We start from the raw sequence: 23,842 nt of genomic DNA on the forward strand, positions 1-23,842 counted from the left end.
TGACTGAGCCTATTACGGTTTGCAGGAAATGTAGTGGCTAAGACAAACAATGGTGGGTTTTGACTCAATATGTAGTGCCAAAAAGTACGGATGTTTCGGAGGGTTACGGACAAGTTGGCGGCGCGGCGTCATTGGTGGCCTTCTGGAACCCGCGTATTTACTGGGCTGTAGCGGGGTAGTGTTTTTTTGCAAGCGCTTTTTGTTGTGGTTGGCGCATTGCTCAACGGCCGGTCGGACGACATAATGTAGCCCCTTTTTTCTGCCCCTACATGTGGAAGGTTCCCGTGACTCAGAAGCCCGACCAGTGTCTTGGTGAATGGATCGACCGTGAAGCACTCGCTGAAGCGATGATTCCGCTTATCGGTCAGCTGTACCGCAATAACAATGTGGTGAGCTCGATCTATGGCCGCAGCCTGATCAACCAATCAGTCATCGCGATTCTCAAGGCGCATCGCTTTGCTCGCCATCGTTCCGCCGACGACAGCGAACTCTCCGTCCACGAAACATTCCCTCTGCTTAAAGCCATGAGCGAGCTCAAGCTCGGCGCGGCCTCGGTAGACCTGGGCAAGTTGGCTTACAAATTCCGCAAAGAAGGCGCTGGCCGCACCGCCGAGCAGTTCGTGCGTGAAGAAATGGCCGATGTGGTTGGCCAGCAAAACGCCGCTGCCCGTAAAGGCACTGACGTTGTGCTGTACGGCTTTGGCCGTATCGGCCGCCTGCTGGCGCGCATCCTGATCGAAAAAACCGGTGGCGGCGACGGCCTGCGCCTGCGTGCCATCGTTGTGCGCAAAGGCGCCGAGAACGACCTGACCAAACGCGCCAGCCTCTTGCGCCGCGACTCGGTACACGGTCCGTTCAACGGCACCATCGTCATCGACGAAGAAAACAACACCATCACCGCCAACGGTAACCTGATCCAGGTGATCTACGCGAAGAACCCGTCTGAGGTGGATTACACCCAGTACGGCATCAAGGACGCCCTGCTGGTGGACAACACCGGCGTATGGCGTGATGCCGAGGGCCTGGGCCAACACCTGGCCTGCCCGGGTATCGACCGCGTTGTGCTGACCGCGCCTGGCAAAGGCAAGCTGAAGAACATCGTTCACGGTATCAACCACGGCGAAATCACCGCTGACGACAAGATCGTGTCGGCTGCTTCCTGCACCACCAACGCCATCGTGCCGGTGCTGAAGGCTGTTAATGACAAGTTCGGCATCGTCAACGGTCACGTTGAAACAGTTCACTCGTACACCAACGACCAGAACCTGATCGACAACTTCCACAAAGGCGATCGCCGTGGCCGTAGCGCCGCGTTGAACATGGTCATCACCGAGACCGGTGCTGCCACCGCTGCTGCCAAGGCCCTGCCTGAGCTGGCCGGCAAGCTGACCGGTAACGCGATCCGCGTGCCGACGCCGAACGTGTCGATGGCCATTCTCAACCTGAACCTTGAGAAAGCCGCCACCCGTGAAGAAATGAACGAGTACCTGCGCTACATGGCGCTGCACTCGGACCTGCATAAGCAGATCGACTTCGTTAACTCGCAGGAAGTGGTGTCGACCGACTTCGTGGGCTCGCGCCACGCCGGTGTGGTGGATGCCGAGGCAACCATCACCCAGGACAACCGCGTTGTGCTGTACGTCTGGTACGACAACGAGTTCGGTTACAGCTGCCAAGTGGTTCGCGTGATGGAAGACATGGCCGGGGTCAACCCGCCTGCATTCCCGCGCTAAGCCTTTGCGGTAAATGAAAAAGCCCCGACTGGTTCGGGGCTTTTTTTATGGCTGCTGTTTTGTGGTGAATGTTGGGGCCTCATCGCGGGCAAGCCCGGCTCCCACAGGGTTGATGTGTGAATACAGTCAAAGGTGGGAGCTGGGTTGGCTGCGATAGCGGTCTATCAGGCGCCGCCCACCACTGACGCCTGCGCAGTGCGCAGTTCATGCCGGTTGCCCTTGAACAGTATCAATGTAGCGATCAAGCCGAGTATCGCCGCACCACTGAGCCAGATCCCAGGCGCTGCCTTATTGTCCAGCACGTGGATCAGGTAGGTGCAGGCCGCCGGTGTAAACCCACCAAAGGTCGCGGTTGCCAGGCTGTAGGCCAGGGAAAACCCGGTAGTGCGCACTTCCACCGGCATGATCTCGGTGAGCGCCACCACCATCGCACCGTTGTACGAGCCATACAGGAACGACAACCACAGCAGCACGATCAGCAGATGGCTGAAGCTCGGATTGGCCACCAGCCACGACAACGCCGGATACGCGGTAAGAATCGCCAGAATTGTCGCGCCCAGCAGCAGGGGTTTGCGTCCGATCTTGTCGGACACCGCGCCCATCACCGGCAGCCAGATGAAATTGGAGATGCCCACGCACACGGTCACCAGCAACGCGTCGAAGTCCGACAGGTGCAGCTCGGCCTTGCCGAAGGTCGGGGTGTAGGCGGTGATCAGGTAGAACGACACGGTGGTCATCACCACCAGCGCCATGCCGGCGATGACGATGCCGAAGTTCTGACCGATCGAGCGCACAATTTCCTGCAGGGTAGGGCGGTGTTTACGCGCTTGGAACTCAGGGGTTTCTTCCAGCGAGCGGCGAATCACGAAGATCACCGGCACGATCAGGCAGCCGATCAGGAACGGCACGCGCCAGCCCCAGTCACCCATTTCTTCGGGGCTGAGCCAGTGGTTCAGGCCCACGCCGAGCAACCCGGCGAACACCACCGCGGCCTGCTGACTGGCGGACTGCCAGCTGACGAAGAAGCCCTTGCGCCCGGGTGTGGCGATTTCCGCCAGGTACACCGACACACCGCCCAGCTCGACGCCAGCGGAGAAACCTTGCAGCAAGCGACCAAACAGCACCAGCAACGGCGCCGCCACGCCCAGGGTGGCATAGCCAGGGACGCAAGCGATGAGGACGGTGCCGGCGGCCATCATGGCCAGGGTGATGACCAGGCCTTTCTTACGGCCGTGGCGGTCGATGTAGGCGCCGAGGAAGATCGCGCCCAGGGGCCGCATCAGGAAGCCGGCGCCGAAGGTCGCCAGGGACAGCATCAAGGAAGCAAACGCGCTGTCGGTGGGAAAGAAGGTTTTGGCAATGGCCGTGGCGTAGAAGCCATAGACCATGAAATCGAACATCTCGAGGAAGTTGCCGCTGACAACGCGAAAAATCGCCTTGCCTTTGCCCGTGGTAGTGGACATGTCATGCACTCATTTTGGCTATCTTATTAGTGATCCCTGGTCATCGCTCATCCTTGCTGCTTCTTTGTAACCATATGTGTATTGGCCACTACCCGCAATAAAAACTGATAGCAAGCTGACTAAATGCGCAGGTGTCTTGGCGGGTAAAAATCACTGTGGGAGCTGGCTTGCCTGCGATAGCGGTGTGTCAGTCAGCAAATGAGTGGCTGACCCACCGCTATCGCAGGCAAGCCAGCTCCCACAGGATTTTGTGTTGATCAGTTGAGGAGGGAGTTGCGCAGGCTGTCGGACAGGCCTTTGGGCGCCAGCCAGATGCCGAGATAGGCTTTCGCCAATTCATCATCATGGCTGCTGAACACCACCTGATCATTGATTTCCAGGTTCAAGCCGCGCCCAGGCCGAAAGTCCAGGGCGTAACGATCGCCGCTGCGGATATTGCGAAAGCGTGCATGCAGTTGGTCCAGTTGCGGCTTCAAGCGGGCGAGGGTGGCGCTGCTTTGCTGGCGCTCCAAGGTCGTGGTGGCCGCCTTGATCACGTCGTTACGGTCGATGTCGCGAAAGTAATACAGCGCCAGGCGCAGATTCTTTTGCTGGTCCCAGGCGGCTTTCGCGCTGGTGTCGGCGGGGGCATACACCGCTGCCGCATACACATCCGCCCAGAGATACACCAGCACCGTCTGGTTTTTCAGCACCAGGTCATGAGATTGCGCAGGAAAACCGGCCTGCTTCAGGCGGTCCGCCTCACTGGCCTGCACTGCCACACAGAAAATCAGCAATAAACAGAAAACGACATGCCGCATAATGGCTCTTCCTGCAAAGGTGCGTGTCAGCAGTCTAATTGCAATTTGCGGGTTCTGTAGTAAAGGCAAGACTGGCCTACGACGCGACCAAGGGTTAATGTTCGCGGCGTTGAGCCTTCTATAGACTGTGCCCCGGCTCACACACTTGAGCCAAATTGTCCTTCATGCCCGCTGGCCGCGGCATGATTTAGCCAGGCGTCCAACCGTACGCCTGGCCTGTTCTGAGGAGTACGCATGGCTGTCTACAACTACGACGTGGTGGTACTGGGTTCCGGCCCGGCTGGAGAAGGTGCGGCGATGAACGCCGCCAAAGCTGGGCGCAAGGTGGCGATGGTCGATAGCCGTCGCCAGGTCGGCGGTAACTGCACCCACCTGGGTACCATCCCGTCCAAGGCCTTGCGTCACTCGGTGCGCCAGATCATGCAGTTCAACACCAACCCGATGTTCCGGGCCATTGGTGAGCCGCGCTGGTTCTCGTTCCCGGACGTATTGAAAAGCGCCGAAAAAGTCATCTCCAAGCAAGTCGCGTCGCGCACCGGCTACTACGCCCGTAACCGCGTCGACCTGTTCTTCGGCACCGGCAGTTTTGCCGACGAGCAAACCGTCGAAGTGGTCTGCGCCAACGGCGTGGTCGAGAAGCTGGTGGCCAAGCACATCATCATCGCCACCGGTTCGCGCCCGTATCGCCCGGCCGATATCGATTTCCATCACCCGCGTATCTACGATAGCGACACCATCCTGAGCCTGGGCCACACCCCGCGCAAATTGATCATCTACGGCGCCGGCGTGATTGGCTGTGAATACGCCTCGATTTTCAGCGGCCTGGGCGTATTGGTGGAGCTGGTGGATAACCGCGACCAGTTGCTGAGCTTCCTCGACTCGGAAATTTCCCAGGCGTTGAGCTACCACTTCAGCAACAACAACATCACCGTGCGCCACAACGAAGAGTACGAGCGGGTCGAAGGCCTGGACAACGGTGTGATCCTGCACCTCAAATCCGGCAAGAAGATCAAGGCCGACGCCTTGCTGTGGTGCAACGGCCGTACCGGCAACACCGACAAGCTGGGCATGGAAAACATCGGCGTGAAGGTCAACAGCCGTGGCCAGATCGAAGTGGACGAGAACTACCGCACCTGCGTGACCAATATCTATGGTGCCGGTGACGTGATCGGCTGGCCAAGCCTGGCCAGTGCCGCGCATGACCAGGGCCGTTCAGCGGCCGGCAGCATTGTCGACAATGGCAGCTGGCGTTATGTGAACGACGTGCCGACCGGTATCTACACGATTCCGGAGATCAGCTCGATCGGCAAGAACGAACACGAACTGACCAAGGCCAAGGTGCCTTATGAAGTCGGCAAGGCGTTCTTCAAGAGCATGGCGCGTGCGCAGATCGCCGGTGAGCCGCAAGGCATGCTCAAGATCCTGTTCCACCGCGAGACCCTGGAAGTCCTCGGCGTGCATTGCTTCGGCTACCAGGCCTCGGAGATCGTGCACATCGGCCAGGCCATCATGAACCAGCCGGGCGAGCAAAATACCCTCAAGTATTTTGTGAACACCACGTTCAACTACCCGACCATGGCCGAAGCCTATCGGGTAGCGGCCTACGACGGCCTCAACCGGCTTTTTTGAGCGGCTCCGGCCGGTGGCCTGAGCCGGCCGGGGAGACCGATTTCAGTAATTCTCGAGGGTGGCAGTGGCCAAACCGGGAAAGTCTGTAATCAGGCTATCTACGCCGAAGTCAGCGAGCCTGCGCATCAGCGCCGGTTCGTTGACCGTCCACACGGACACGTGCAAACCCTGACGCTGGGCTTTTTCCAGACGCTCGGGGGTGCACAGCGTCCAGTTCAATGCCAGGTATTCACAGCCGTAGTTTTGCGCGACCTTCAGCGGGTCGAGCCACGCGTATTCGGCGACCAGGCCGCGTGACAGGTCCGGGGTAAGCTCCACGGCCGCTTTCAAGACTTCCCGCGAACTTGAGGTCACGGTGACCTTGTCCATCAGGCCATGACGCACGGCCATCTCACGAATTGCCAGTACGGTCGTTGCGGCGCGGGTGCGCGAAGCGCTTTTGACTTCCAGCTGCCAGTGATCGAAGTCGCATTTTTCGAACAGCTCTTCAAGGCGTGGGATCGGGCAGGGGCTGACCCAACCCGGGCCGCCTTTGCGCGCGTCCATCTTCACAAGGTCGGCTGCCGAATACTCGACGACTTTGCCGCGCCGGTCGGTGGTGCGTTTGAGGGTCGGGTCGTGGATGACCATCAACTCGCCGTCCATGGACAGGTGCAAATCCAGTTCGCAGCGGCGTACACCGTGCTTGAGGCACTCCTGAAAGCTGGTCAGGGTGTTTTCCGGTGCTTCGCCTTTGGCACCGCGGTGGCCATAAATCAGGGTCACAGTTGCTCCTTTGCGCCAGATAGCCCGGCGGGGTCATACGAAATTCAGGTGTCTTGGGCGTCGCTTTGTTCCCGCGCCAGGCGTCGTTCCTGGGCTTGTTTCTGCAGGATGTAGCGCGCCAGCAATTGGCGTTGGGCATCGGTCATCGATTCGAATTCCGTGCCCACGTCAAAGCCGTCGCCCTTGGCGTCGCAATGCGTCACGCGGGCACGCAGCAGCAAGCCGAGCGCCTGGGGCATCAATACAAGCTTGACCGCCAGGTGTGTGTCGGGCGCCAGCGGCGTTGGGTGCTTGAAGTCGATGCCGCCTTCGGAAAGGATCACCGGCTGCGGCGCGCCCACCTCATCCAGCAGGCCGCGCGCCATGATCTGGCTGAGCAGGTCCACGCGTTTGTTCTGGACTTTGAGGAAGGCGGCCAGGCTGCGATCTTTCTCGCTGATCTGGCGCAGCAGGTGCTGGGCTTCGAATTCGCTGAGGTGCAATTCGCTGAGCAGGTTGAACAGCGGCGAATCATCCAGCAACACTTCCTTGCTCGCCGCTTCGGGGGCAGAGAGGGTGCTGATTTGAAGTGCGATCATGTCGTCGATACGGTAGTATTCGCGGCGTTCTTCTTCATCTAATGTCGACATGGCGAACCCAAAGTAGCGGTAATGGTCTGAGTGTAAAGCTGCTTACCTGACCCCGCCACCGGGACGTCTTCTTTTCCTCCGAACAAGCCCCGACATGTTCAGACCTCTCTTCGTATTTATCGGCACGCGTTATACCCGTGCAAAGCGTCGCAATCATTTTGTGTCGTTCATTTCCCTGACCTCGATGATCGGGCTCGCCTTGGGCGTGGTCGTGATGATCGTGGTGCTGTCGGTGATGAACGGCTTCGATCATGAGATGCGCACCCGCGTGCTGGGCATGGTGCCCCACGCAACCATCGAGGGCGATTCGCCCATCAGCGACTGGCCCAGCCTTGCCGACAAGGTCAAGCAGAACCCCAAGGTGGTGGCCGTTGCGCCGTTTACCCAGATGCAGGGGTTGCTGACCAACGACGGCAAGGTGCAGAAGATCCTGCTCAATGGCATCGACCCGGCCCAGGAACGTAACGTGTCGATCATCGACAAGTTCATGTTGCAGGGCAAACTCGACGACCTGGCGCCCGGCAGCTTCGGCATCGTGATCGGCGACAAGGCGGCGGCCAAGCTTGGCGTGGGCGTCGGCGACAAGCTGACCTTCGTCGCTCCGGAAGTCACCGTGACCCCGGCCGGCATGTTCCCGCGCATGAAGCGCTTCACCGTGGTCGGCACCTTCCACGTCGGCGCCGGCGAAATCGATGGCTACCTCGGCCTGACCAACCTCACCGACCTGGCCCGCCTGCACCGCTGGAAGCCGGATCAGGTGCAGGGCCTGCGCCTCAAATTCAACGACCTGTTCGACGCCCCGCGCGGCGCCTGGGAAATCGCCCAGCATTTGGGTGAATCCCAGTACTACGCCCGCGACTGGACCCGCACCCACGGCAATCTTTACCAGGCCATCCGCATGGAAAAAGCCATGATCGGCCTGCTGTTGCTGCTGATTGTCGCCGTGGCCGCGTTCAACATCATCTCCACCCTGGTGATGGTGGTGAACGACAAAAAGGGCGACATCGCCATCCTGCGCACCCTGGGCGCCACGCCGGGGCAGATCATGGCGATCTTCATGGTGCAGGGCACCGTGATCGGCGTGGTCGGCACCTTGATCGGCACCGCGGTCGGCATCCTGGCCGCGCTGAACGTCAGCGCCGCCATCGCCGCGCTGGAAAAAGTCATCGGTCACAAGTTTCTCAACGCCGACGTCTACTTCATCGACTACTTGCCGTCCCAGGTTCAGGCCCAGGACGTGTTGATGGTAGGCGGCGCCGCGTTGGTATTGAGCTTCCTTGCCACCCTGTATCCAGCCTGGCGCGCGGCACGTACCCAGCCAGCACAGGCCTTACGTTATGAGTGAATCGGGCATGAGTGAAAAAGCAATCCTGAGCTGCCGCAACCTGGGCAAATCCTACGAGGAAGGTCCGGAATCGGTGGTGGTGTTGTCCAACCTGCAACTTGAACTGCACCCGGGCGAACGCGTGGCGATCGTCGGCAGTTCCGGCTCCGGCAAAAGTACCTTGCTCAACCTGTTGGGCGGCCTGGATACGCCGTCCCAGGGCAGCGTGTGGCTGGCTGGCGAAGAGCTGTCGGCCCTGGGTGAGAAGGCGCGTGGCCAACTGCGTAACCGCTCGTTGGGTTTCGTGTACCAGTTCCACCACCTGCTGCCGGAATTCACTGCGCTGGAAAACGTCTGCATGCCGCTGCTGATCGGCAAGACCGCTATTCCGCAAGCGCGCCAGCGCGCCAAGGCGTTGCTGGAGCGCGTCGGCCTCGGTCATCGCCTGGAGCACAAGCCGGCCGAGTTGTCCGGTGGCGAGCGCCAGCGTGTAGCGATTGCCCGTGCCCTGGTCAACAACCCAGGCTTGGTGATGCTCGATGAGCCAACCGGCAACCTCGACTCCCACACCGCCCAGGGCATCAAGGATTTGATGCTCGAACTGAGCACCCAGATGCGCACCGCGTTCCTGGTGGTGACCCATGACATGAGCATGGCCCGCCAGATGGACCGCGTGCTGCACCTGCAGGAAGGTCACTTGGTCGCCATCTGACCCGTTTCAAGCCCGGCGCCTGGCGCTGGGCTTTTTCATTTTTTTAAACGGTGCCCGCGAATGTTCAGACCGTTATCGATTTTCATCGGCACGCGCTATACCCGCGCCAAGCGCCGCAACCGTTTTGTTTCGTTTATCTCGATGACCTCGATGATCGGCCTCGCCCTGGGCGTGTTGGCGATGATCGTGGTGTTGTCGGTGATGAACGGCTTCCAGCGCGAAATGAGCTCACGCATCCTCGGCATGGTGCCCCACGCGACCATCGTCGGCGTGAACCCGATTGATGACTGGCAGCCGGTGGCCGCCGCCGCCATGAAGAACCCGCAAGTGACTGCCGCCGTACCATTCACGCAGATGGACGGGATGTTCTCCTACAAGGGCGCGATGCAGCCGATCGAGATCAGCGGCGTCGACCCGGCCCAGGAAGGCAAAGTCTCGATCGTGGCCCAGCACATCGTGCGCGGCAAACTGGACGACCTGAAAGCCGGCGAGTTCGGTGTGGTCATCGGCGACATCACTGCACGGCGCTTCCGCCTGAACGTGGGTGACAAGCTGACCCTGATCGTGCCGGAAATCAGCACGGCGCCGGGTGGCATCACCCCGCGCATGCAGCGGCTCAACGTGGTCGGTATCTTCAAGGTCGGCGCCGAGCTGGATGGCTCCATGGCCCTGATCAACATGGCCGACGCCGCCGAAATACAGCATTGGCAGCCGAACCAGGTGCAAAGCGTGCGCCTGGCGGTGAAAGACCTGTACGCGGCACCGAAGGTCTCGGCGGACATCGCCGCCAGCCTCGGGGTGGCCTACAAGCCGGATGACTGGACCCACACCCAGGGCAGCCTGTTCAGCGCGATGAAGATGGAAAAGACCATGATCGGCCTGTTGCTGCTGATGATCGTCGCCGTCGCCGCGTTCAACATCATCGCCACCTTGATCATGGTGGTGAACGACAAGGGCGCCGACATCGCGATCTTGCGCACCATTGGCGCCACGCCACGGCAGATCATGGCGATCTTCATGGTGCAGGGCACCGTGATCGGCATCGTCGGCACTTTGATCGGCGGCGTGCTGGGCGTGATTGCGGCGCTGAACGTGAGCGAACTGGTGGGTTGGCTGGAGCGCGTGACCGGGCAGCATATCTTCAGTTCGGACGTGTATTTCGTCAGCAACCTGCCTTCGGAACTGCAGGGTGGGGATGTGCTGCTGATTTGCACGGCCGGGTTTGTGTTGAGCTTTTTGGCGACGATTTACCCGGCGTATCGGGCGGCGAAGATTGAGCCGGCACATGCGCTCAGGTATTCGTAAGGGCTGAGACCGCCATCGCAGGCAAGCCTGCTCCCACATTCGACCGCTTTCCAAAGGATGTACGCGGACAAATGTGGGAGCGGGCTTGTTCGCGAAGGGGCCGGCCCAGCTTGCATCAATCCCCCTTGGGCAACTCAATCACAAACCGCGTCCGCCCCACCTCAGACTCACAATAAATCCTCCCGCCATGTGCCCGCACAATCGACTGGGTAATCGCCAGCCCCAGCCCCGCATGCTCGCTGCTGCCTTCTCGGCGCGCCGGGTCGGCCCGGTAGAACCGATCAAATAACTTCGGTAACGACGCCGCAGGAATACCTTCCCCGGTATTTTCCACGGCCAGCGTCACACCTCGCTCGGTCTCAACCATCCGCACCCGCACCTCGCCACCGGCCGGGGTAAACCTGAGCGCGTTATCGAGCAAATTCGATAACGCCCGGCGCAACATGCCGCGATCACCCGCCGTATGCGCCGTGCCCTCGCGCACCAGGCTGACGTGCGCGTCCTCGGCCAGCAACGCGAAGAACTCGATCAACGCTTCCACTTCATCGCCCAGCACCAAAGCCTCGCGCTTGGGCATGAGCAAGCCGTGGTCGGCCTTGGCCAGGTACAACATGTCATTCACCAACTGCGCCATCCATTGCAGCTCTTCGAGGTTGCTGTGCAGCGCCTCGCGGTAATCCTCCAGCGGGCGCGGCTGGGTGAGGATCACTTGGGTGTGGGTCAGCAGGTTGGAGAGGGGCGTGCGCAGTTCGTGGGCGATATCGGCGGAGAAGGCCGAGAGGCGCTGGAAGGCGTCGTCCAGGCGCCCGAGCATGGCGTTGAAGGCCTGGGCCAGTTCAGCCAACTCCACCGGCATGTGTTGCTGGGGCAGGCGTTGGGTCAGGGAGTGCGCCGACACGCTGGCGGCCACTTCACCCATGCGCCGTAGCGGCCGCAACCCGCTGCGCGCGGCCCAGGCGCCGAGCAGCGCGGTGGCCAGGGCCGAGAGGCCGACGGTCAGCCAGATCAGGTGCTGCATGCGTTGCAGGAAGTGCTGGTGATGGGTGATGTCGAGCATCAGCGTCAATTGCGGCGAGCCGGGTTGACCGGCGACCAGCGGCGCGTTGTAGACGCGATACTCAGTCCCGCCATTTTGCAGGCTGTGCAAGCCCGGCGCTTCAGGCAGGCTGATGCCGGGCGCGCCGTCAAACCAGCGCTGGCCCTGGGCAGTAACGCGCAGCGCCAGTTCGGGTTGGCGATTGAGCTCGGCGCGCAGTTGCGCTTCGCGTTGTGCAAATAATGGTGGCGAGTCGACCCCCTGCAAAGTGCTGCGCAGCGCCACCAGCTGGCTGTCGAGTTGTTGCTGGTCCAGCTCGATAAAGTGCGCCTCACTGGCGTGGTTGAACAGCACGCCGGCAAGCAACGACACCACGGCGGTGCACGCCGCAAACAGCAACGCCAGACGGCTGGCCAGGGACAGGCGCTTGATCAATTGCACCGCTCCTCCAGCACATAACCCATGCCGCGCACGGTGTGGATCAGTTTGTTGGGGAAGTGGTCGTCGATTTTCAGGCGCAAGCGGCGGATGGCCACTTCGATGATGTTGGTGTCGCTGTCGAAGTTCATGTCCCACACCTGCGAGGCAATCAGCGATTTGGGCAGTACTTCGCCCTGGCGGCGCAGCAGCAGTTCCAGCAGGGAAAATTCCTTGGCGGTGAGGTCGATGCGTTGGCCGTCGCGTTCGACGCGGCGGCGGATCAGGTCCAGGCGCAGGTCGGCCAGTTGCAGCGCGGTTTCCTGTGGCGTGCTGCTGCCACGGCGTAACAGGCTGCGCACGCGGGCCAGCAGTTCGGAAAAGGCAAAAGGCTTGACCAGGTAATCGTCGGCGCCCAGTTCCAGGCCGTGCACGCGGTCTTCCACGGCATCGCGGGCGGTGAGGAACAGCACCGGAATGTCCAGGCCGGCGCCGCGTACCGCTTGCAGAATTTGCCAGCCGTCGCGGCCCGGCAGCATCACGTCGAGGATCAGCAGGTCGTAATCACCGGTCAGTGCCAAGTGCTGCCCGGTGGTGCCGTCGGCCACCAGTTCGGTGGTAAAGCCCGCCTCGCTCAGGCCCTGGCGCAGGTAATGGCCGGTTTTCGGTTGGTCTTCGACGATCAGCAGTTTCATGGACGACTCTTGGCAGCGGTGAACAACGGGCTTTATACCGTGGGTGCCAGGGCAGGGGCGCAACCTGACAAAGTTGTAATCTAGCAGTCAGCTGGCTGGCAGCGGCGCCATCTTAGAGTGCTGACAGAGCTGTTCACACACTTTTGGAGAATCGACATGGCGCTGCGTACACCTCTGATATTGGCGGGTTGCCTGTTGGCATTGAGTTTTGATGCGCTGGCGGACACGGCCCACACTTTCGCCTTCGGCCAGCCAGCCGCCGCCGATAAAGCCACGCGCACGGTAGAAGTGGTGCTGCAGGACATTTCCTTTTCGCCCAAGGCGTTGGACGTAAAAGCCGGTGAGACCGTGCGCTTTGTGCTGGTGAACAAAGGCCAGTTGCTTCACGAATTCAACCTGGGTGACGCGGCGATGCACGCCGAACACCAGAAAGAGATGCTCAAGATGCAAGCCAGCGGCATGCTCACCGCCACCGGCATGGGCAAGATGGACCACAGTGCAATGGGGCACGGCGATATGGCGGGCATGCGGCATGACGATCCCAACAGCGTGCTGGTCGAGCCGGGCAAGACCGCCGAGCTGACCTGGACCTTCACCAAGGCCACGGGCCTTGAGTTTGCCTGCAACATTCCGGGGCATTACCAGGCGGGCATGGTTGGCACGCTGACCGTTGAGTGAGGCGATTCTTAAGGGCGGGGGCAAAGGCTGGTAGACTGGCGCGGTTTATTTAGCCAGGTTTCCGCCATGCATCCCGCAGCCGAACATTCGCCGCTGGGCAAGTCCAGTGAATACATCTCCACGTACACCCCGTCGTTGCTGTTCCCGATCCCTCGCGCCGCCAAGTGGGCCGAGCTGGGCCTGAGCGCCGAAACCCTGCCGTATAAAGGTGTGGATTTCTGGAACTGCTTCGAGCTGTCCTGGCTGCTGCCATCGGGCAAGCCGGTAGTGGCTATCGCAGAGTTCAGCATCCCGGCCGACTCGCCGAACATCATCGAGTCCAAGTCTTTCAAGCTGTATCTCAATTCGTTGAACCAGACCGCGTTTGCCGACACGGCCAGCCTGGAAGCGACACTGCGCACCGACCTCAGCGCTGCCGCCGGCAAGCCGGTCAGCGTGCGCATCCGCAGCCTGGCCGAGGTTGAAGCCGAAGGCGTGCAAGCCCTGCCGGGCGCGTGCATTGACGACCTCGACATCAGCGTCAGCAACTACGAACACCCGCGCCCGGAACTGCTGCGTTGCGATGACTCGCGCATTGTCGAGGAGAGCGTGCACAGCCACTTGCTCAAATCCAATTGCCCAGTCACCAGCCAGCCGGATTGGGGCAGTGTGGTGGTCGAGTACCGTGGCCACGCGTTGGATCACGCCAGCCTGCTCGAATACATCGTCAGCTTTCGCCAGCACTCAGACTTCCATGAACAATGTGTTGAGCGAATCTTTCTCGACCTGCAGCGTTTGCTCAAGCCGCAGAAGCTGAGCGTGTATGCGCGCTATGTGCGCCGCGGCGGGTTGGATATCAACCCTTACCGCAGCACTGAGGCCATGCAGTTCCAGAACCTGCGCCTGGCCCGCCAGTAGTGTTCACGCAAAACAAATGTGGGAGCGGGCTTGCCTGCGATAGCGGTCTTTCAGTCATACATCTGGCGACTGATACACCGTCATCGCAGGCAAGCCAGCTCCCACATTTTGGTTGTGTGTTCGGCTTGAGCTCGGGTTAGATCCCGATATTGCCCAGCGTCACCACAATATTGCGCAAGGTCCCGGCAATGCCTGGGTGGTCCAGCTCGAAGCGTTCCACCGCCAGGTTCACGCCATCGGCAATGCTGGGGTCCTGAATCGCGCCTTCCAAAGGCTCTTGAACTTCAAGTTCGGCAATCAATGCTTCGAGTTCGTCGCGTTTCTCCGCCGACATCAGCGGGTCGCTATTCAATTGCTCGCGCAATTCTCTGACTTGGTCTTTCAGCTGTTCGCGGGCAGGCATGGCGTTCTTCCTTTTATCGATAGGCACTGGCATAGACCGCGGCACGCCGGGAAAGGTCTACGGGCTGAGCAGTAGACTAATCCACCGGCGCCGACCGTGCATGATCTCGATCAGGGCTTCTCGCCTTTGAGCTGGCGCAGGCTGATGTCCGCCAGGCAGGTGCCGAGCTCGCCGAGGTGATCGATCACCGAATGCACGCCCAAGCCATACAGCGCCACCGTGGCCTTGGCGCGCTTGTGCTCGCGTTGCTGCTCGGTCAGCGCCTGCCATTGTTCGGGCGCCAGGCCGCACAGTGAGCCGCAGGACGCCAGGCCAATGGTCCACAACCCGGCATTGAGCCCCGATTGCAGCAAGCGTGGTTCGCCGCTGACCAGCACGCAGCCTTCAAGGCGTTCGATGTTCAACTCCATCAAGGCCTGCCAACACGCATGCGGCGCCGGCCAGCGAATCGAGGAGGGCGATGCGGCTTTGAGCCAATCAGGCAGCACGGCGGCCAGAGGGGTGGTTACCGCGCCAGGGAGTTCATCCAGCCAGGCGCAGGGCACGCCCTGGTCTTTGAGGCTGCGCAGGATTTTCAGCGCGCCAGGTGTGGCGTGAGAGTCGGGGCAAGGGCTATCGGTGCGCGCCAGGGAACCAAAATCCACCAGGCAGCCACTAAGGCCAAACAGTACGGCAGTCAAGGAGGGTGCGCTGGCGACGGCAATCTCGGCGTGAGGCATTTTCAACATCCCTGAAATAGCTGTGACGCTATCGGGGCTGGATGACAAGCGCGTGACATCGGCAGTAATTGTAGGAATTTTGTGCATTTCCTATGAGAGCGATCCTACTGGATGCCTTATTCGACACTTCCGTCATATACTGACGGCCTTATTCAGGGCATAGCGCCCATGACAGACCATTCAAGGAGCCAAAGCTATGCGCTGGAGCCACTATTTCGCTCAGCTATCTGTGTGTGCCACTGTTCTTTTGGCCCCGTTCGCCGCTAACGCTGCGTCGGAAGACGATCCATGGGAAGCCGTTAACCGTCCGATCTTCACCTTCAACGACACCGTTGACACTTACGCGCTCAAGCCATTGGCCCAGGGCTATCAGTTTGTCACCCCGCAATTCGTCCAGACCGGCATCCATAACTTTTTCCGCAACATCGGTGATGTCGGCAACTTTGCCAACGACGTTTTCCAGCTCAAGCCGCACGCGGCCGGTGTCGACACTGCCCGTTTGCTGATGAACACCACCTTTGGCGTGTTGGGCTTTATTGATGTCGGCACCAAAATGGGGCTGCAACGCAACGATGAAGACTTCGGCCAGACCCTCGGTTACTGGGGCGTCGGCAGCGGTCCTTACGTGATGCTGCCGCTGCTCGGCCCAAGCACCTTGCGTGATGCGCCGTCCAAATACGTCGACAGCTACACCCAACCGTATCGCTACATGAACGACATCGGCTGGCGTAACAGCACCTTCGGCCTGAACATCGTCGATACCCGTGCCAGCCTGCTCGACAGCGAGAAGCTGATCACCGGTGATAAGTACACCTTCATCCGTAACGCTTACCTGCAGAACCGCGAGTTCAAGGTCAAAGACGGCAAGGTCGTCGACGATTTTTAAGCCGTGACGTTTTGAAATGAAAAAGGCGACCCGAGTGGTCGCCTTTTTTGTGCGCGGCTTTTAGTGCATTTTCAGGATCTTGAGGCCTAGGTGCTGGCGCTCGCCCTCGTTTTTGGCCCACACCACTTCGGTATCTGCCTCCAGGCCCGCGAGGGCGGCGTGTTCCGAGTCAATGCGCACGGTCAACGGGTCGCCCACCTGAAACTGGCGGGGCGCTTGAACCTGCATGCCGGAGCTGGAGAGGTCCACGCAGACCCCGGCAATCTCCTGTCCGGCGTGGATCAGCGACACATCGGCATCCACTCGCATGCGGATGAAATCGCGTTTTTCGGCGTAGTCGCGCTCGTGTTCGCTCACGGGTTCCATCCTTACTTTGTGTTGTGGTCGTGGGTGTTCTTATAACTCCCGGTGATTTGCGGTGTAAAGACGCCCGGCGACCATCGGCATGAGCTTGAAACCCCTGACGGATGGGAGTACCGTCTGCGCCTTAGAAGGGCACCTCTGCTTTACCGTTGTGCATGGGCGAAATCCCAATGCTTTGTAGGACAGAGTGGCTAGAAAGCGAATCCAGTACGTGAGCCCGGCCATTGCCGAGCCGCCTACGCCAACCTAATTCTGGCGCCGTTTGCCCACATGCAAAAAACCAGTGCCACGCTGCTGATAATCGATGACGACGAAGTAGTGCGCGCGAGCCTCGCGGCCTATTTGGAAGACAGTGGCTTCAGCGTCCTGCAGGCCAGCAATGGCCAACAGGGTCTCCAGGTATTCGAGCGCGACAAGCCCGACCTTGTGATCTGCGACCTGCGCATGCCCCAGATGGGCGGCCTCGAGCTGATTCGCCAGGTGACTGAGCTCGCCCCGCAGACGCCGGTGATTGTCGTGTCCGGTGCCGGCGTGATGAACGATGCCGTCGAGGCCCTGCGCCTGGGCGCCGCCGATTACCTGATCAAGCCCCTGGAAGACCTGGCCGTGCTGGAGCACTCGGTGCGCCGCGCACTCGACCGTGCCCGCCTGCTGCTCGAAAACCAGCGCTACCGCGAAAAGCTCGAAACCGCCAACCGCGAACTCGAAGCCAGCCTCAACCTGCTTCAGGAAGACCAGAACGCCGGTCGCCAGGTGCAGATGAACATGCTGCCGGTGAGCCCCTGGACCATTGATGAGTTCAAGTTCGCGCACCAGATCATCCCGTCGCTGTACCTGTCGGGTGATTTTGTCGATTATTTCCGTGTGGATGAGCGACGTGTGGCCTTCTACCTGGCCGACGTTTCCGGCCACGGTGCATCCTCAGCTTTTGTCACCGTGTTGTTGAAGTTCATGACCACACGGCTGTTGTTCGAATCCAAGCGCAATGGCACCTTGCCGGAGTTCACCCCCTCCGAGGTGCTGGGCCACATCAACCGAGGCCTGATCAGCTGCAAGCTGGGCAAGCACGTAACGATGGTCGGCGGCGTTATAGATGAAGAAACCGGTCTTTTGACCTACAGCATCGGCGGTCACCTGCCGATGCCGGTTTTATACACTCCAGACAGTGTGCGTTACCTGGAAGGCCGTGGTCTGCCGGTGGGCTTGTTCAATGAAGCCACCTACGAAGACCACATCCTGGAACTGCCGCCGACCTTCAGCCTGACGCTGATGTCCGACGGCATCCTGGACCTGCTTCCAGAGCCTACACTCAAAGAGAAAGAAGCCGCCTTGCCTGAAAAGGTCAAGTCGGCGGGCGGCAGCCTGGATGGCCTGCGGCAGGTTTTTGGATTGGCCACGCTAGGGGAGATGCCGGATGATATCGCCCTATTGGTGTTGAGCAGGAATCTTTGATGAGTACCGGAAGAATCCAATTCGCCGAGCAAGACGGGACCTTCGTCCTGAAGTTTGTCGGTGAAGTGCGCCTGACCTTGTGTTCGGCGCTGGATGCAACGATTGAGCGGATTTTCACTGCCCTGAATTTCTCGGCGATCGTGATCGATCTGACCGAAACCCGCAGCATCGACAGCACCACCCTGGGCCTGCTGGCCAAGTTGTCCATTCTGTCTCGGCAGAAGGTCGGTCTGTTGCCGACTGTGGTCACCACCCACGAAGACATCACCCGGCTGCTGCAGTCCATGGGCTTCGACCAAGTGTTCAACATCGTTGACCGCCCGATCCCGTGCCCGGAATGCCTGACCGACCTGCCGTCGCAAGACCAGTCCGAAGAAGTGGTACGGGTCAAGGTGCTCGAAGCGCACAAGATCCTGATGGGCCTGAACGAGTCCAACCGCGAAGCCTTCCATGACCTCGTGAACGCCCTGGAACGCCACTAGGCTCCCAGTTGAAACCCAATTCCAAGGTGGGAGCTGGCTTGCCTGCGATAGCGGTGTGTCAGCCACCTATTCATTACTGACCCACCGCTATCGCAGGCAAGCCAGCTCCCACAGTTTGAACTGTGACCGGCTTGAGACCAGCGAAAGGCACAAAAAAGGGCGGCACCCGCGAGGGTGCCGCCCTTTTTGCTACCGCCGCGTTTACAGCTTGGCAGTCAACAGCGCCTCAAGCTTCTCCTGATCCCGAGCAAACTGACGAATCCCCTCCGCCAGCTTCTCCGTCGCCATGGCATCCTCGTTGGACTCCCAACGGAACTGCGCTTCAGTCAAATGCACCCGCGCTTCACCGGCATGGCCTGGTGCCAACTTGCGCTCCAGCTTGCCTTCATCGGCTGCCAGCTTCTCCAGCAGGTCCGGGCTGATGGTCAGGCGATCACAGCCGGCCAGTTCTTCAATCTGGCTCAGGTTACGGAAGCTCGCACCCATCACCACGGTTTTGTAGCCATTGGCCTTGTAGTAGTTGTAGATGCGCGTCACCGACTGCACGCCCGGATCATCGGAACCGGTGTAGTCGTTACCGTTAGCCTTCTTGTACCAGTCGTAGATACGGCCCACGAACGGCGAAATCAGGAACACGCCAGCCTCGGCACAGGCGACGGCCTGGGCAAACGAGAACAGCAGCGTCAGGTTGGTTTGAATGCCTTCTTTTTCCAGCTTCTCCGCCGCGCGGATGCCTTCCCAGGTGGAAGCGATCTTGATCAGCACACGGTCACGGCTGACGCCGGCTTTGTCGTACAGGTCGATCAGACGGTGCGCACGCTTGAGAATGGCGGCTTCGTCGAACGACAGGCGCGCATCCACCTCAGTGGAAATACGGCCCGGCACGACTTTCAGAATCTCTTGACCTACCGCCACCGCAAAACGGTCGCTGGCCAGGCCCACGTCGCCGTTGCAGTCCTTCACGCACTCATCCAGCAGCTTGGCATAGCCTGGGATCGAAGCGGCCTTGAGCAGCAGGGAAGGGTTGGTAGTGGCGTCTTGCGGCTTGAGCTTGGCGAGGGTGGAAAAGTCGCCGGTATCGGCTACAACGGTGGTGAATTGCTTGAGTTGTTCCAGCTTGGAAGTCATGGGCGTGCTCTGTCCTGTGGGTCTGATGACATTACCCGAGCGCCGGCAGGCGCTCAAGGGCGCAAATGCGTTCGATCGTTTGCGAGGGCAACAACCTGAAAACAGCCGTTTGAATCACCGGCCGTACTGCTAACTAGGAGACCAATACCGCCGACAGGTTCAACCCAACTGCCCGATGACCACCCCGGTCAAAAGGTAGGAGCTGGCTTGCCTGCGATAACGCCCGCCCAGCCACCAAACACCCCCTGACACCCATCACCCAAACTGTGGGAGCGGGCTTGCTCGCGAAAGCGGCCTGTCAGCCCCAAATAACCCACTGACACCCAAAAACCATCATCGCCCCTCCAACAACTCCCCCGCCTGATCCAACAACGCCAGCGGATCACTCGCCTTATGAATATCCACCGACAACATCTGCCGAAATTTCCGAGCCCCCGGAAACCCAGTCCCCAACCCCAACACATGCCGAGTAATGTGATGCATCACCCCGCCACTGGCCAAATGCTCCGCAATATAAGGCCGCAACAGCGCCAACGCCTCCGCCCGACCAACCACCGGCGCCGCACTCCCAAACAACTGCTGATCCACCTCCGCCAGCAAGTAAGGATTGTGATAAGCCTCCCGCCCCAACATCACCCCATCAAACACCTGCAAATGCGCCTGGCACTGCTCCAGCGTCTTAATCCCACCGTTCAGCACAATCTCCAGCTCCGGGAAATCCTGCTTCAACTGCGCCGCCACGTCATAGCGCAACGGCGGAATGTCGCGATTCTCCTTAGGCGACAACCCCTCCAGAATCGCAATCCGCGCATGCACCGTAAAACTGGTGCACCCCGCATCCCTCACCGTCCCGACGAAATCACACAACTCGGCATAACTGTCGCGCCCATTGATCCCGATCCGATGCTTAACCGTCACCGGAATCGACACCGCATCCCGCATCGCCTTCACGCAATCCGCCACCAACGCCGGGTGCGCCATCAGGATCGCGCCGATCATATTGTTCTGCACCCGATCACTCGGGCAGCCGACGTTCAAGTTCACTTCATCGTAACCGGCAGCCTCAGCCATACGCGCGCAGGCGGCCAGGTCCGCGGGGACGCTGCCGCCCAGCTGCAGTGCAAGCGGATGCTCGGCTTCGTTGTGACGCAGGAAGCGGTCGTGGTCGCCGTGCAGGATCGCGCCGGTGGTGACCATCTCGGTGTAGAGCAGGGCGTGCTTGGAGAGCAGGCGCAGGAAGTACCGGCAGTGGCGGTCGGTCCAGTCCATCATCGGGGCGACGGAGAAGCGGCGGGAGAGTGGGGCGGATTGTAGGGACATTGGGGGATCTGAGTCAGCGAGGCGAATGGGGCGCAGTTTATCAGGGATGGGTCTTGGGTGTGGGAGGGGCGTGTGCTGCGCTCCTAACCACCCCGCATTGCACATTGCTTCGTGTTGAGCGTGTCGAGAATCTGAGGCAGACCAGTATGTTAGATATCGTGGTCTGACCCCGATATTCTGGTTAACAGTAATTGGCTCAACTGTCCTGTCTTAACCTCTGCGTTTGCGGATGCCTTGGAACAACGTGTTGACCGCCTCGATATCTCTCAGCAACTCATCCGGCTGCGTAACAGCGCGCTGCTGTCCGGCTGCATGTGAATGTGCACGCACATTGCGGCAGCACTTATCATGCAAACGCTGTACCTCCTCGAATTCAGCTTCCTGAACAACCATTACCCCATTAAGCCGGCCGACCGAGATACCGTCTCGAAACCGTACAACGGTCCCATTAAGTACTATGTCTTCAATCCCAACTTCCAGCGTCACGCGAAGGTCATCGTACGCATTGCGGATTGCGATTCTTTCGTCATCCCCTGGAGGGTTATTGAAAGTTGCTGCAATCCGTTTTTGATCTGCACGATGCTCTACAAGGCGTTCATTTTGTTTTCGCATGTCATAAGGAAGTCCGGCATTGATGTAGCCTGGCCCTTCTGCACGGTAGGTGATTGATCTCACTTCAGGAACCAGCTGGGCATCTTGGCTCAATGTAATCAACTCGCCGAAAAACACGGCATCGTGCGTGAAGACAATGACTTGCCGGTTTGCAGACTCCTCAACGATTCTGCGCGCTACTGCCGTCCGATGACTGTGGTCAAGGCTTGAAACAGGATCGTCGAAAACGATTCCGGATGTGGAGCCTGACTGGTGAAGTTCCGCGAAGAAATAGGCTAGGGCACACATACGCTGTTCAGCTTCACTTAGAACAAGATGTGGATCTAGCCGGCATTCGTGAAGCTGCACTCCGAGGCGAACTGACCCTGCGTCACCGACTGAGCTGACCTTTGCCTTTATGTGGTAGAGATCTAAGCTACTGAGTTCATCAGTCATCCGCGCGGCCAATGCCTCTGTTACGTAAGTCTTGGCGAGCTGACCTGCAAAAATGCTGATTGAACGTGTGTTGCTGATGTCATTGAGGCAGTTCTGAAGCCTATCCCTATGTATAAGATTTTCGATTATCAGGGCGATGCCTTCGATATTCTCGGAAAGTACCCGCCGCGCTTCCAGCTCCCTTAAGCGAAAGATCTTAATCGCTAACGCTTCTGCATCGAGGTTTGCGCGTAAACCGACAGCTTCAGCGCGCAGGCTCTCTGATACTTGGCGGAGCGATGTAGTCGGATTTGCTACCCGATACACAGGTGGATCCAACCATTCTCCTTTGGCGACGCTATTTCTGAGCCACTGAAGTCGAATGACCAGGTCTTCTTGGAAGGTTCGAATTTCATCAGGTAGTGTTGCTACGCGAGCCCCCAAACTCTCAAGCATCACCGGGGGGACAATGAAAATGACTACGGCCTTGCCGATATCGCGTACGCATTCCTGCCAAGCGTTACGAGCGACCTGAGCTGCCTCGGCCGCTCTGTCCCGAATATAGTGATCGAAGCGTTGCAAGCGATCCTTCGCCGCTGGAGTTAGTTCCTGCTGACAAAGCACGCATGCTGCACCTTCAACGGTCACCGGGAAGGATTGTCCCGGGTAAGCAGCGGTGGTCGAGTACTCGCGCGCGGCATTGAATAAGAACGACCATGCTCCTTGTCCCGTTCCGGGAAGCAGGACCGTGGCGTCCTCCGCTTGCAGCAGTACGGATGCTGCAAGTTCAGCCGCTTCCGCGTCAACCAACATTCGATGGGCCAGCTGCGCGGCTTCGATTGCATCATCAGAAACTGCATTGGCGGTAGAAGTGATGGTGTCGCATAGCTCCTCAATCCGCGTCGCAGCATGGTCGAGGTTGATTGCTTTGGCGCTAGGGTCAGCCTCGCCAATCTCCCTAGGGAGGCGTGCGTGTTCTGCTTGCTCATTCTGGGTGAACGTTGACAAAACACGCGCTCGTACCAAATCCGAACCCAATCCTATCGGGTGGACTGATTGGCCGGCCTCGGTTTCTGCAGGGATAACATTGAAAGGCGTAACGTCGGTGGCGAGCCCTGCGATTTCTGCTTGAATCCCTGGCCGTAGGGCCTGACTAAGACCATTTGCCAACTGTTGAAGGTATGTAAGGGCGGACGGCTGAAAGGCGCATGCCTCTGTTGACTGCAGGTAGTGCCGGGCGCAGTCGCCGTCGAAGACGGAGATGCCTCTGAGTTCTGCCCGAGGAACAGCACCGGGTTGACCGCTCCAGACCGTCTTATCTGGTGCCTCATCCAATTTAAAGTCGATCGTGGCGCTTGGTATGAGATCTCGGAAGTTTGGAGCATAAGCGTCGGGATAAACGGTACCCGGAATTCTGGCACGACACGCCTGCTTCAGCACGCGCGCATAGCCAGACTTTCCGGTTCCATTGCCACCGTACGCGATGGTGAGGCCTTTCGACTGAAAATCTAAAGTTTGGTCGCTCGGTATTTTCCCGACATTGGTCATCGTGCTTAGCGATGAGAGGACGACAGCCCTGCCTCGATTTGCCTCAGCGGGGAAATGGTCAGCGGCAAACCTGATTGGTTGTGGCGGGGGCTCTATTGCGCTTCGGATTCCGTGATGCTGTTTGGCAAGATCAAGAATTTCTCGTAGGTCATCATCGCTCCATCCCCCCTGAACACATAGTCGACGCAAGGCATCCTGCCTCCAGGGTGGCAACCTGTCCGCCCATGCCAATACTTCCTCGTAAATAGCCATTTCGATACTCCATATCGGCAAGGGAGGGCGCCAAAGAATTATCATTGTGCCATCAGGCGACTGAGGCCGTACGACGATTTATCTACCGTTAGTGTAGAGCTCAGAATTCATCCTTTGATTTTTGACGGCGCCAGACTAAGGACTACCTTCCAGGGCATGGACAACACGGCAAAGGTAATC

The 23,842-nt window shown here is 59.5% G+C and carries 22 protein-coding genes; 10 read left to right on the plus strand and 12 right to left on the minus strand.

Going from position 1 to position 23,842, the window contains the following annotated elements:
* Positions 1–269 precede the first annotated feature (269 nt).
* Entirely contained in the window at positions 270–1,733 is a 1,464-nt protein-coding gene (locus AACV02_RS09585; RefSeq protein ID WP_023659083.1) for a glyceraldehyde-3-phosphate dehydrogenase, read from the plus strand.
* Positions 1,734–1,897: 164 nt separating this feature from the next.
* On the opposite strand, the gene AACV02_RS09590 is transcribed toward AACV02_RS09585, so the two are convergent.
* Both AACV02_RS09590 and AACV02_RS09595 read right to left on the minus strand, forming a co-directional pair.
* The gene (locus AACV02_RS09590) at positions 1,898–3,196 is read right to left on the minus strand and encodes an MFS transporter (protein WP_106576927.1); all 1,299 of its coding nucleotides are present in this window, start codon (positions 3,194–3,196) and stop codon (positions 1,898–1,900) included.
* A gap of 257 nt (positions 3,197–3,453) precedes the next feature.
* Positions 3,454–3,996, minus strand: a complete 543-nt coding sequence (locus tag AACV02_RS09595; protein WP_119739206.1) for a chalcone isomerase family protein — start codon at positions 3,994–3,996, stop codon at positions 3,454–3,456.
* Between the two features lie 234 nt (positions 3,997–4,230).
* On the opposite strand from AACV02_RS09595, the gene sthA reads away from it, so the two are divergent.
* Positions 4,231–5,625, plus strand: coding sequence for a Si-specific NAD(P)(+) transhydrogenase (gene sthA / locus AACV02_RS09600; protein WP_005786183.1), 1,395 nt, complete (start codon positions 4,231–4,233; stop codon positions 5,623–5,625).
* A gap of 42 nt (positions 5,626–5,667) precedes the next feature.
* Here sthA and AACV02_RS09605 read toward each other — a convergent pair whose 3' ends face one another.
* Positions 5,668–6,390 (minus strand): glycerophosphodiester phosphodiesterase, encoded by a 723-nt coding sequence (locus tag AACV02_RS09605; RefSeq protein WP_106576925.1) that lies wholly within the window; start codon positions 6,388–6,390, stop codon positions 5,668–5,670.
* Between the two features lie 44 nt (positions 6,391–6,434).
* The gene (locus AACV02_RS09610) at positions 6,435–7,019 is read right to left on the minus strand and encodes a PilZ domain-containing protein (RefSeq protein WP_119739208.1); all 585 of its coding nucleotides are present in this window, start codon (positions 7,017–7,019) and stop codon (positions 6,435–6,437) included.
* A 94-nt stretch (positions 7,020–7,113) separates the two neighbouring features.
* Between AACV02_RS09610 and AACV02_RS09615 the strand changes: the two genes are divergently transcribed.
* From AACV02_RS09615 to AACV02_RS09625, 3 genes are read left to right on the plus strand one after another with little or no spacing between them, the layout of a single operon-like run.
* Positions 7,114–8,364 carry a lipoprotein-releasing ABC transporter permease subunit gene (locus tag AACV02_RS09615; protein ID WP_119739210.1) on the plus strand — a complete coding sequence of 417 codons (1,251 nt, stop codon included), beginning with the start codon at positions 7,114–7,116 and terminating at the stop codon, positions 8,362–8,364.
* Positions 8,365–8,371: 7 nt separating this feature from the next.
* Entirely contained in the window at positions 8,372–9,055 is a 684-nt protein-coding gene (gene lolD / locus AACV02_RS09620) for a lipoprotein-releasing ABC transporter ATP-binding protein LolD (RefSeq protein WP_164487915.1), read from the plus strand.
* Between the two features lie 60 nt (positions 9,056–9,115).
* A complete protein-coding gene (locus AACV02_RS09625) occupies positions 9,116–10,360 on the plus strand; it encodes a lipoprotein-releasing ABC transporter permease subunit (RefSeq protein WP_119739212.1) in 1,245 nt (414 codons plus the stop codon).
* A gap of 115 nt (positions 10,361–10,475) precedes the next feature.
* On the opposite strand, the gene AACV02_RS09630 is transcribed toward AACV02_RS09625, so the two are convergent.
* On the minus strand, positions 10,476–11,831 hold the full coding sequence (locus AACV02_RS09630; RefSeq protein ID WP_119740782.1) for a heavy metal sensor histidine kinase: 1,356 nt from the start codon (positions 11,829–11,831) through the stop codon (positions 10,476–10,478).
* Positions 11,828–12,508 carry a heavy metal response regulator transcription factor gene (locus AACV02_RS09635; RefSeq protein WP_119739214.1) on the minus strand — a complete coding sequence of 227 codons (681 nt, stop codon included), beginning with the start codon at positions 12,506–12,508 and terminating at the stop codon, positions 11,828–11,830. Before AACV02_RS09635 ends, AACV02_RS09630 begins: the two co-directional genes overlap by 4 nt.
* A 156-nt stretch (positions 12,509–12,664) precedes the next feature.
* Between AACV02_RS09635 and copI the strand changes: the two genes are divergently transcribed.
* The gene (gene copI / locus AACV02_RS09640; protein WP_119739217.1) at positions 12,665–13,186 is read left to right on the plus strand and encodes a copper-resistant cuproprotein CopI; all 522 of its coding nucleotides are present in this window, start codon (positions 12,665–12,667) and stop codon (positions 13,184–13,186) included.
* Between the two features lie 66 nt (positions 13,187–13,252).
* Positions 13,253–14,083, plus strand: coding sequence for an NADPH-dependent 7-cyano-7-deazaguanine reductase QueF (gene queF, locus AACV02_RS09645; RefSeq protein ID WP_119739219.1), 831 nt, complete (start codon positions 13,253–13,255; stop codon positions 14,081–14,083).
* Positions 14,084–14,219: 136 nt separating this feature from the next.
* On the opposite strand, the gene AACV02_RS09650 is transcribed toward queF, so the two are convergent.
* Both AACV02_RS09650 and AACV02_RS09655 read right to left on the minus strand, forming a co-directional pair.
* On the minus strand, positions 14,220–14,486 hold the full coding sequence (locus tag AACV02_RS09650; protein ID WP_106576917.1) for a DUF4404 family protein: 267 nt from the start codon (positions 14,484–14,486) through the stop codon (positions 14,220–14,222).
* A 110-nt stretch (positions 14,487–14,596) separates the two neighbouring features.
* Positions 14,597–15,205 (minus strand): phosphatase, encoded by a 609-nt coding sequence (locus AACV02_RS09655; RefSeq protein ID WP_106576916.1) that lies wholly within the window; start codon positions 15,203–15,205, stop codon positions 14,597–14,599.
* A gap of 196 nt (positions 15,206–15,401) precedes the next feature.
* Here AACV02_RS09655 and AACV02_RS09660 point away from each other — a divergent pair, with 196 nt between their 5' ends.
* Positions 15,402–16,091 (plus strand): MlaA family lipoprotein, encoded by a 690-nt coding sequence (locus AACV02_RS09660; RefSeq protein ID WP_106576915.1) that lies wholly within the window; start codon positions 15,402–15,404, stop codon positions 16,089–16,091.
* Between the two features lie 60 nt (positions 16,092–16,151).
* Here AACV02_RS09660 and AACV02_RS09665 read toward each other — a convergent pair whose 3' ends face one another.
* Positions 16,152–16,448, minus strand: a complete 297-nt coding sequence (locus tag AACV02_RS09665; protein WP_106576914.1) for a PilZ domain-containing protein — start codon at positions 16,446–16,448, stop codon at positions 16,152–16,154.
* 276 nt (positions 16,449–16,724) lie between these two features.
* Between AACV02_RS09665 and rssB the strand changes: the two genes are divergently transcribed.
* Together rssB and rssC are read left to right on the plus strand one after the other, a co-directional pair.
* The gene (rssB, locus tag AACV02_RS09670) at positions 16,725–17,906 is read left to right on the plus strand and encodes a two-component system response regulator RssB (RefSeq protein WP_064451404.1); all 1,182 of its coding nucleotides are present in this window, start codon (positions 16,725–16,727) and stop codon (positions 17,904–17,906) included.
* Entirely contained in the window at positions 17,906–18,388 is a 483-nt protein-coding gene (gene rssC / locus AACV02_RS09675) for an anti-sigma factor antagonist RssC (protein ID WP_003172602.1), read from the plus strand. The genes rssB and rssC overlap by 1 nt, the downstream gene beginning before the upstream one ends.
* 201 nt (positions 18,389–18,589) lie before the next feature.
* On the opposite strand, the gene tal is transcribed toward rssC, so the two are convergent.
* The 3 genes from tal to AACV02_RS09690 all read right to left on the minus strand — a co-directional run bounded on the left by tal (position 18,590) and on the right by AACV02_RS09690 (position 23,662).
* The gene (gene tal, locus AACV02_RS09680) at positions 18,590–19,516 is read right to left on the minus strand and encodes a transaldolase (RefSeq protein ID WP_106576911.1); all 927 of its coding nucleotides are present in this window, start codon (positions 19,514–19,516) and stop codon (positions 18,590–18,592) included.
* A 333-nt stretch (positions 19,517–19,849) separates the two neighbouring features.
* Complete coding sequence (gene dusA, locus AACV02_RS09685) at positions 19,850–20,836, minus strand: tRNA dihydrouridine(20/20a) synthase DusA (protein WP_119739221.1); 987 nt, start codon at positions 20,834–20,836, stop codon at positions 19,850–19,852.
* Positions 20,837–21,046: 210 nt separating this feature from the next.
* Positions 21,047–23,662 (minus strand): AAA family ATPase, encoded by a 2,616-nt coding sequence (locus tag AACV02_RS09690; protein WP_119739223.1) that lies wholly within the window; start codon positions 23,660–23,662, stop codon positions 21,047–21,049.
* Positions 23,663–23,842 lie beyond the last annotated feature (180 nt).

Origin of the sequence: Pseudomonas sp. Larv2_ips, assembly GCF_963879675.1 — a bacterium.
Classification (GTDB): Bacteria; Pseudomonadota; Gammaproteobacteria; order Pseudomonadales; family Pseudomonadaceae; genus Aquipseudomonas.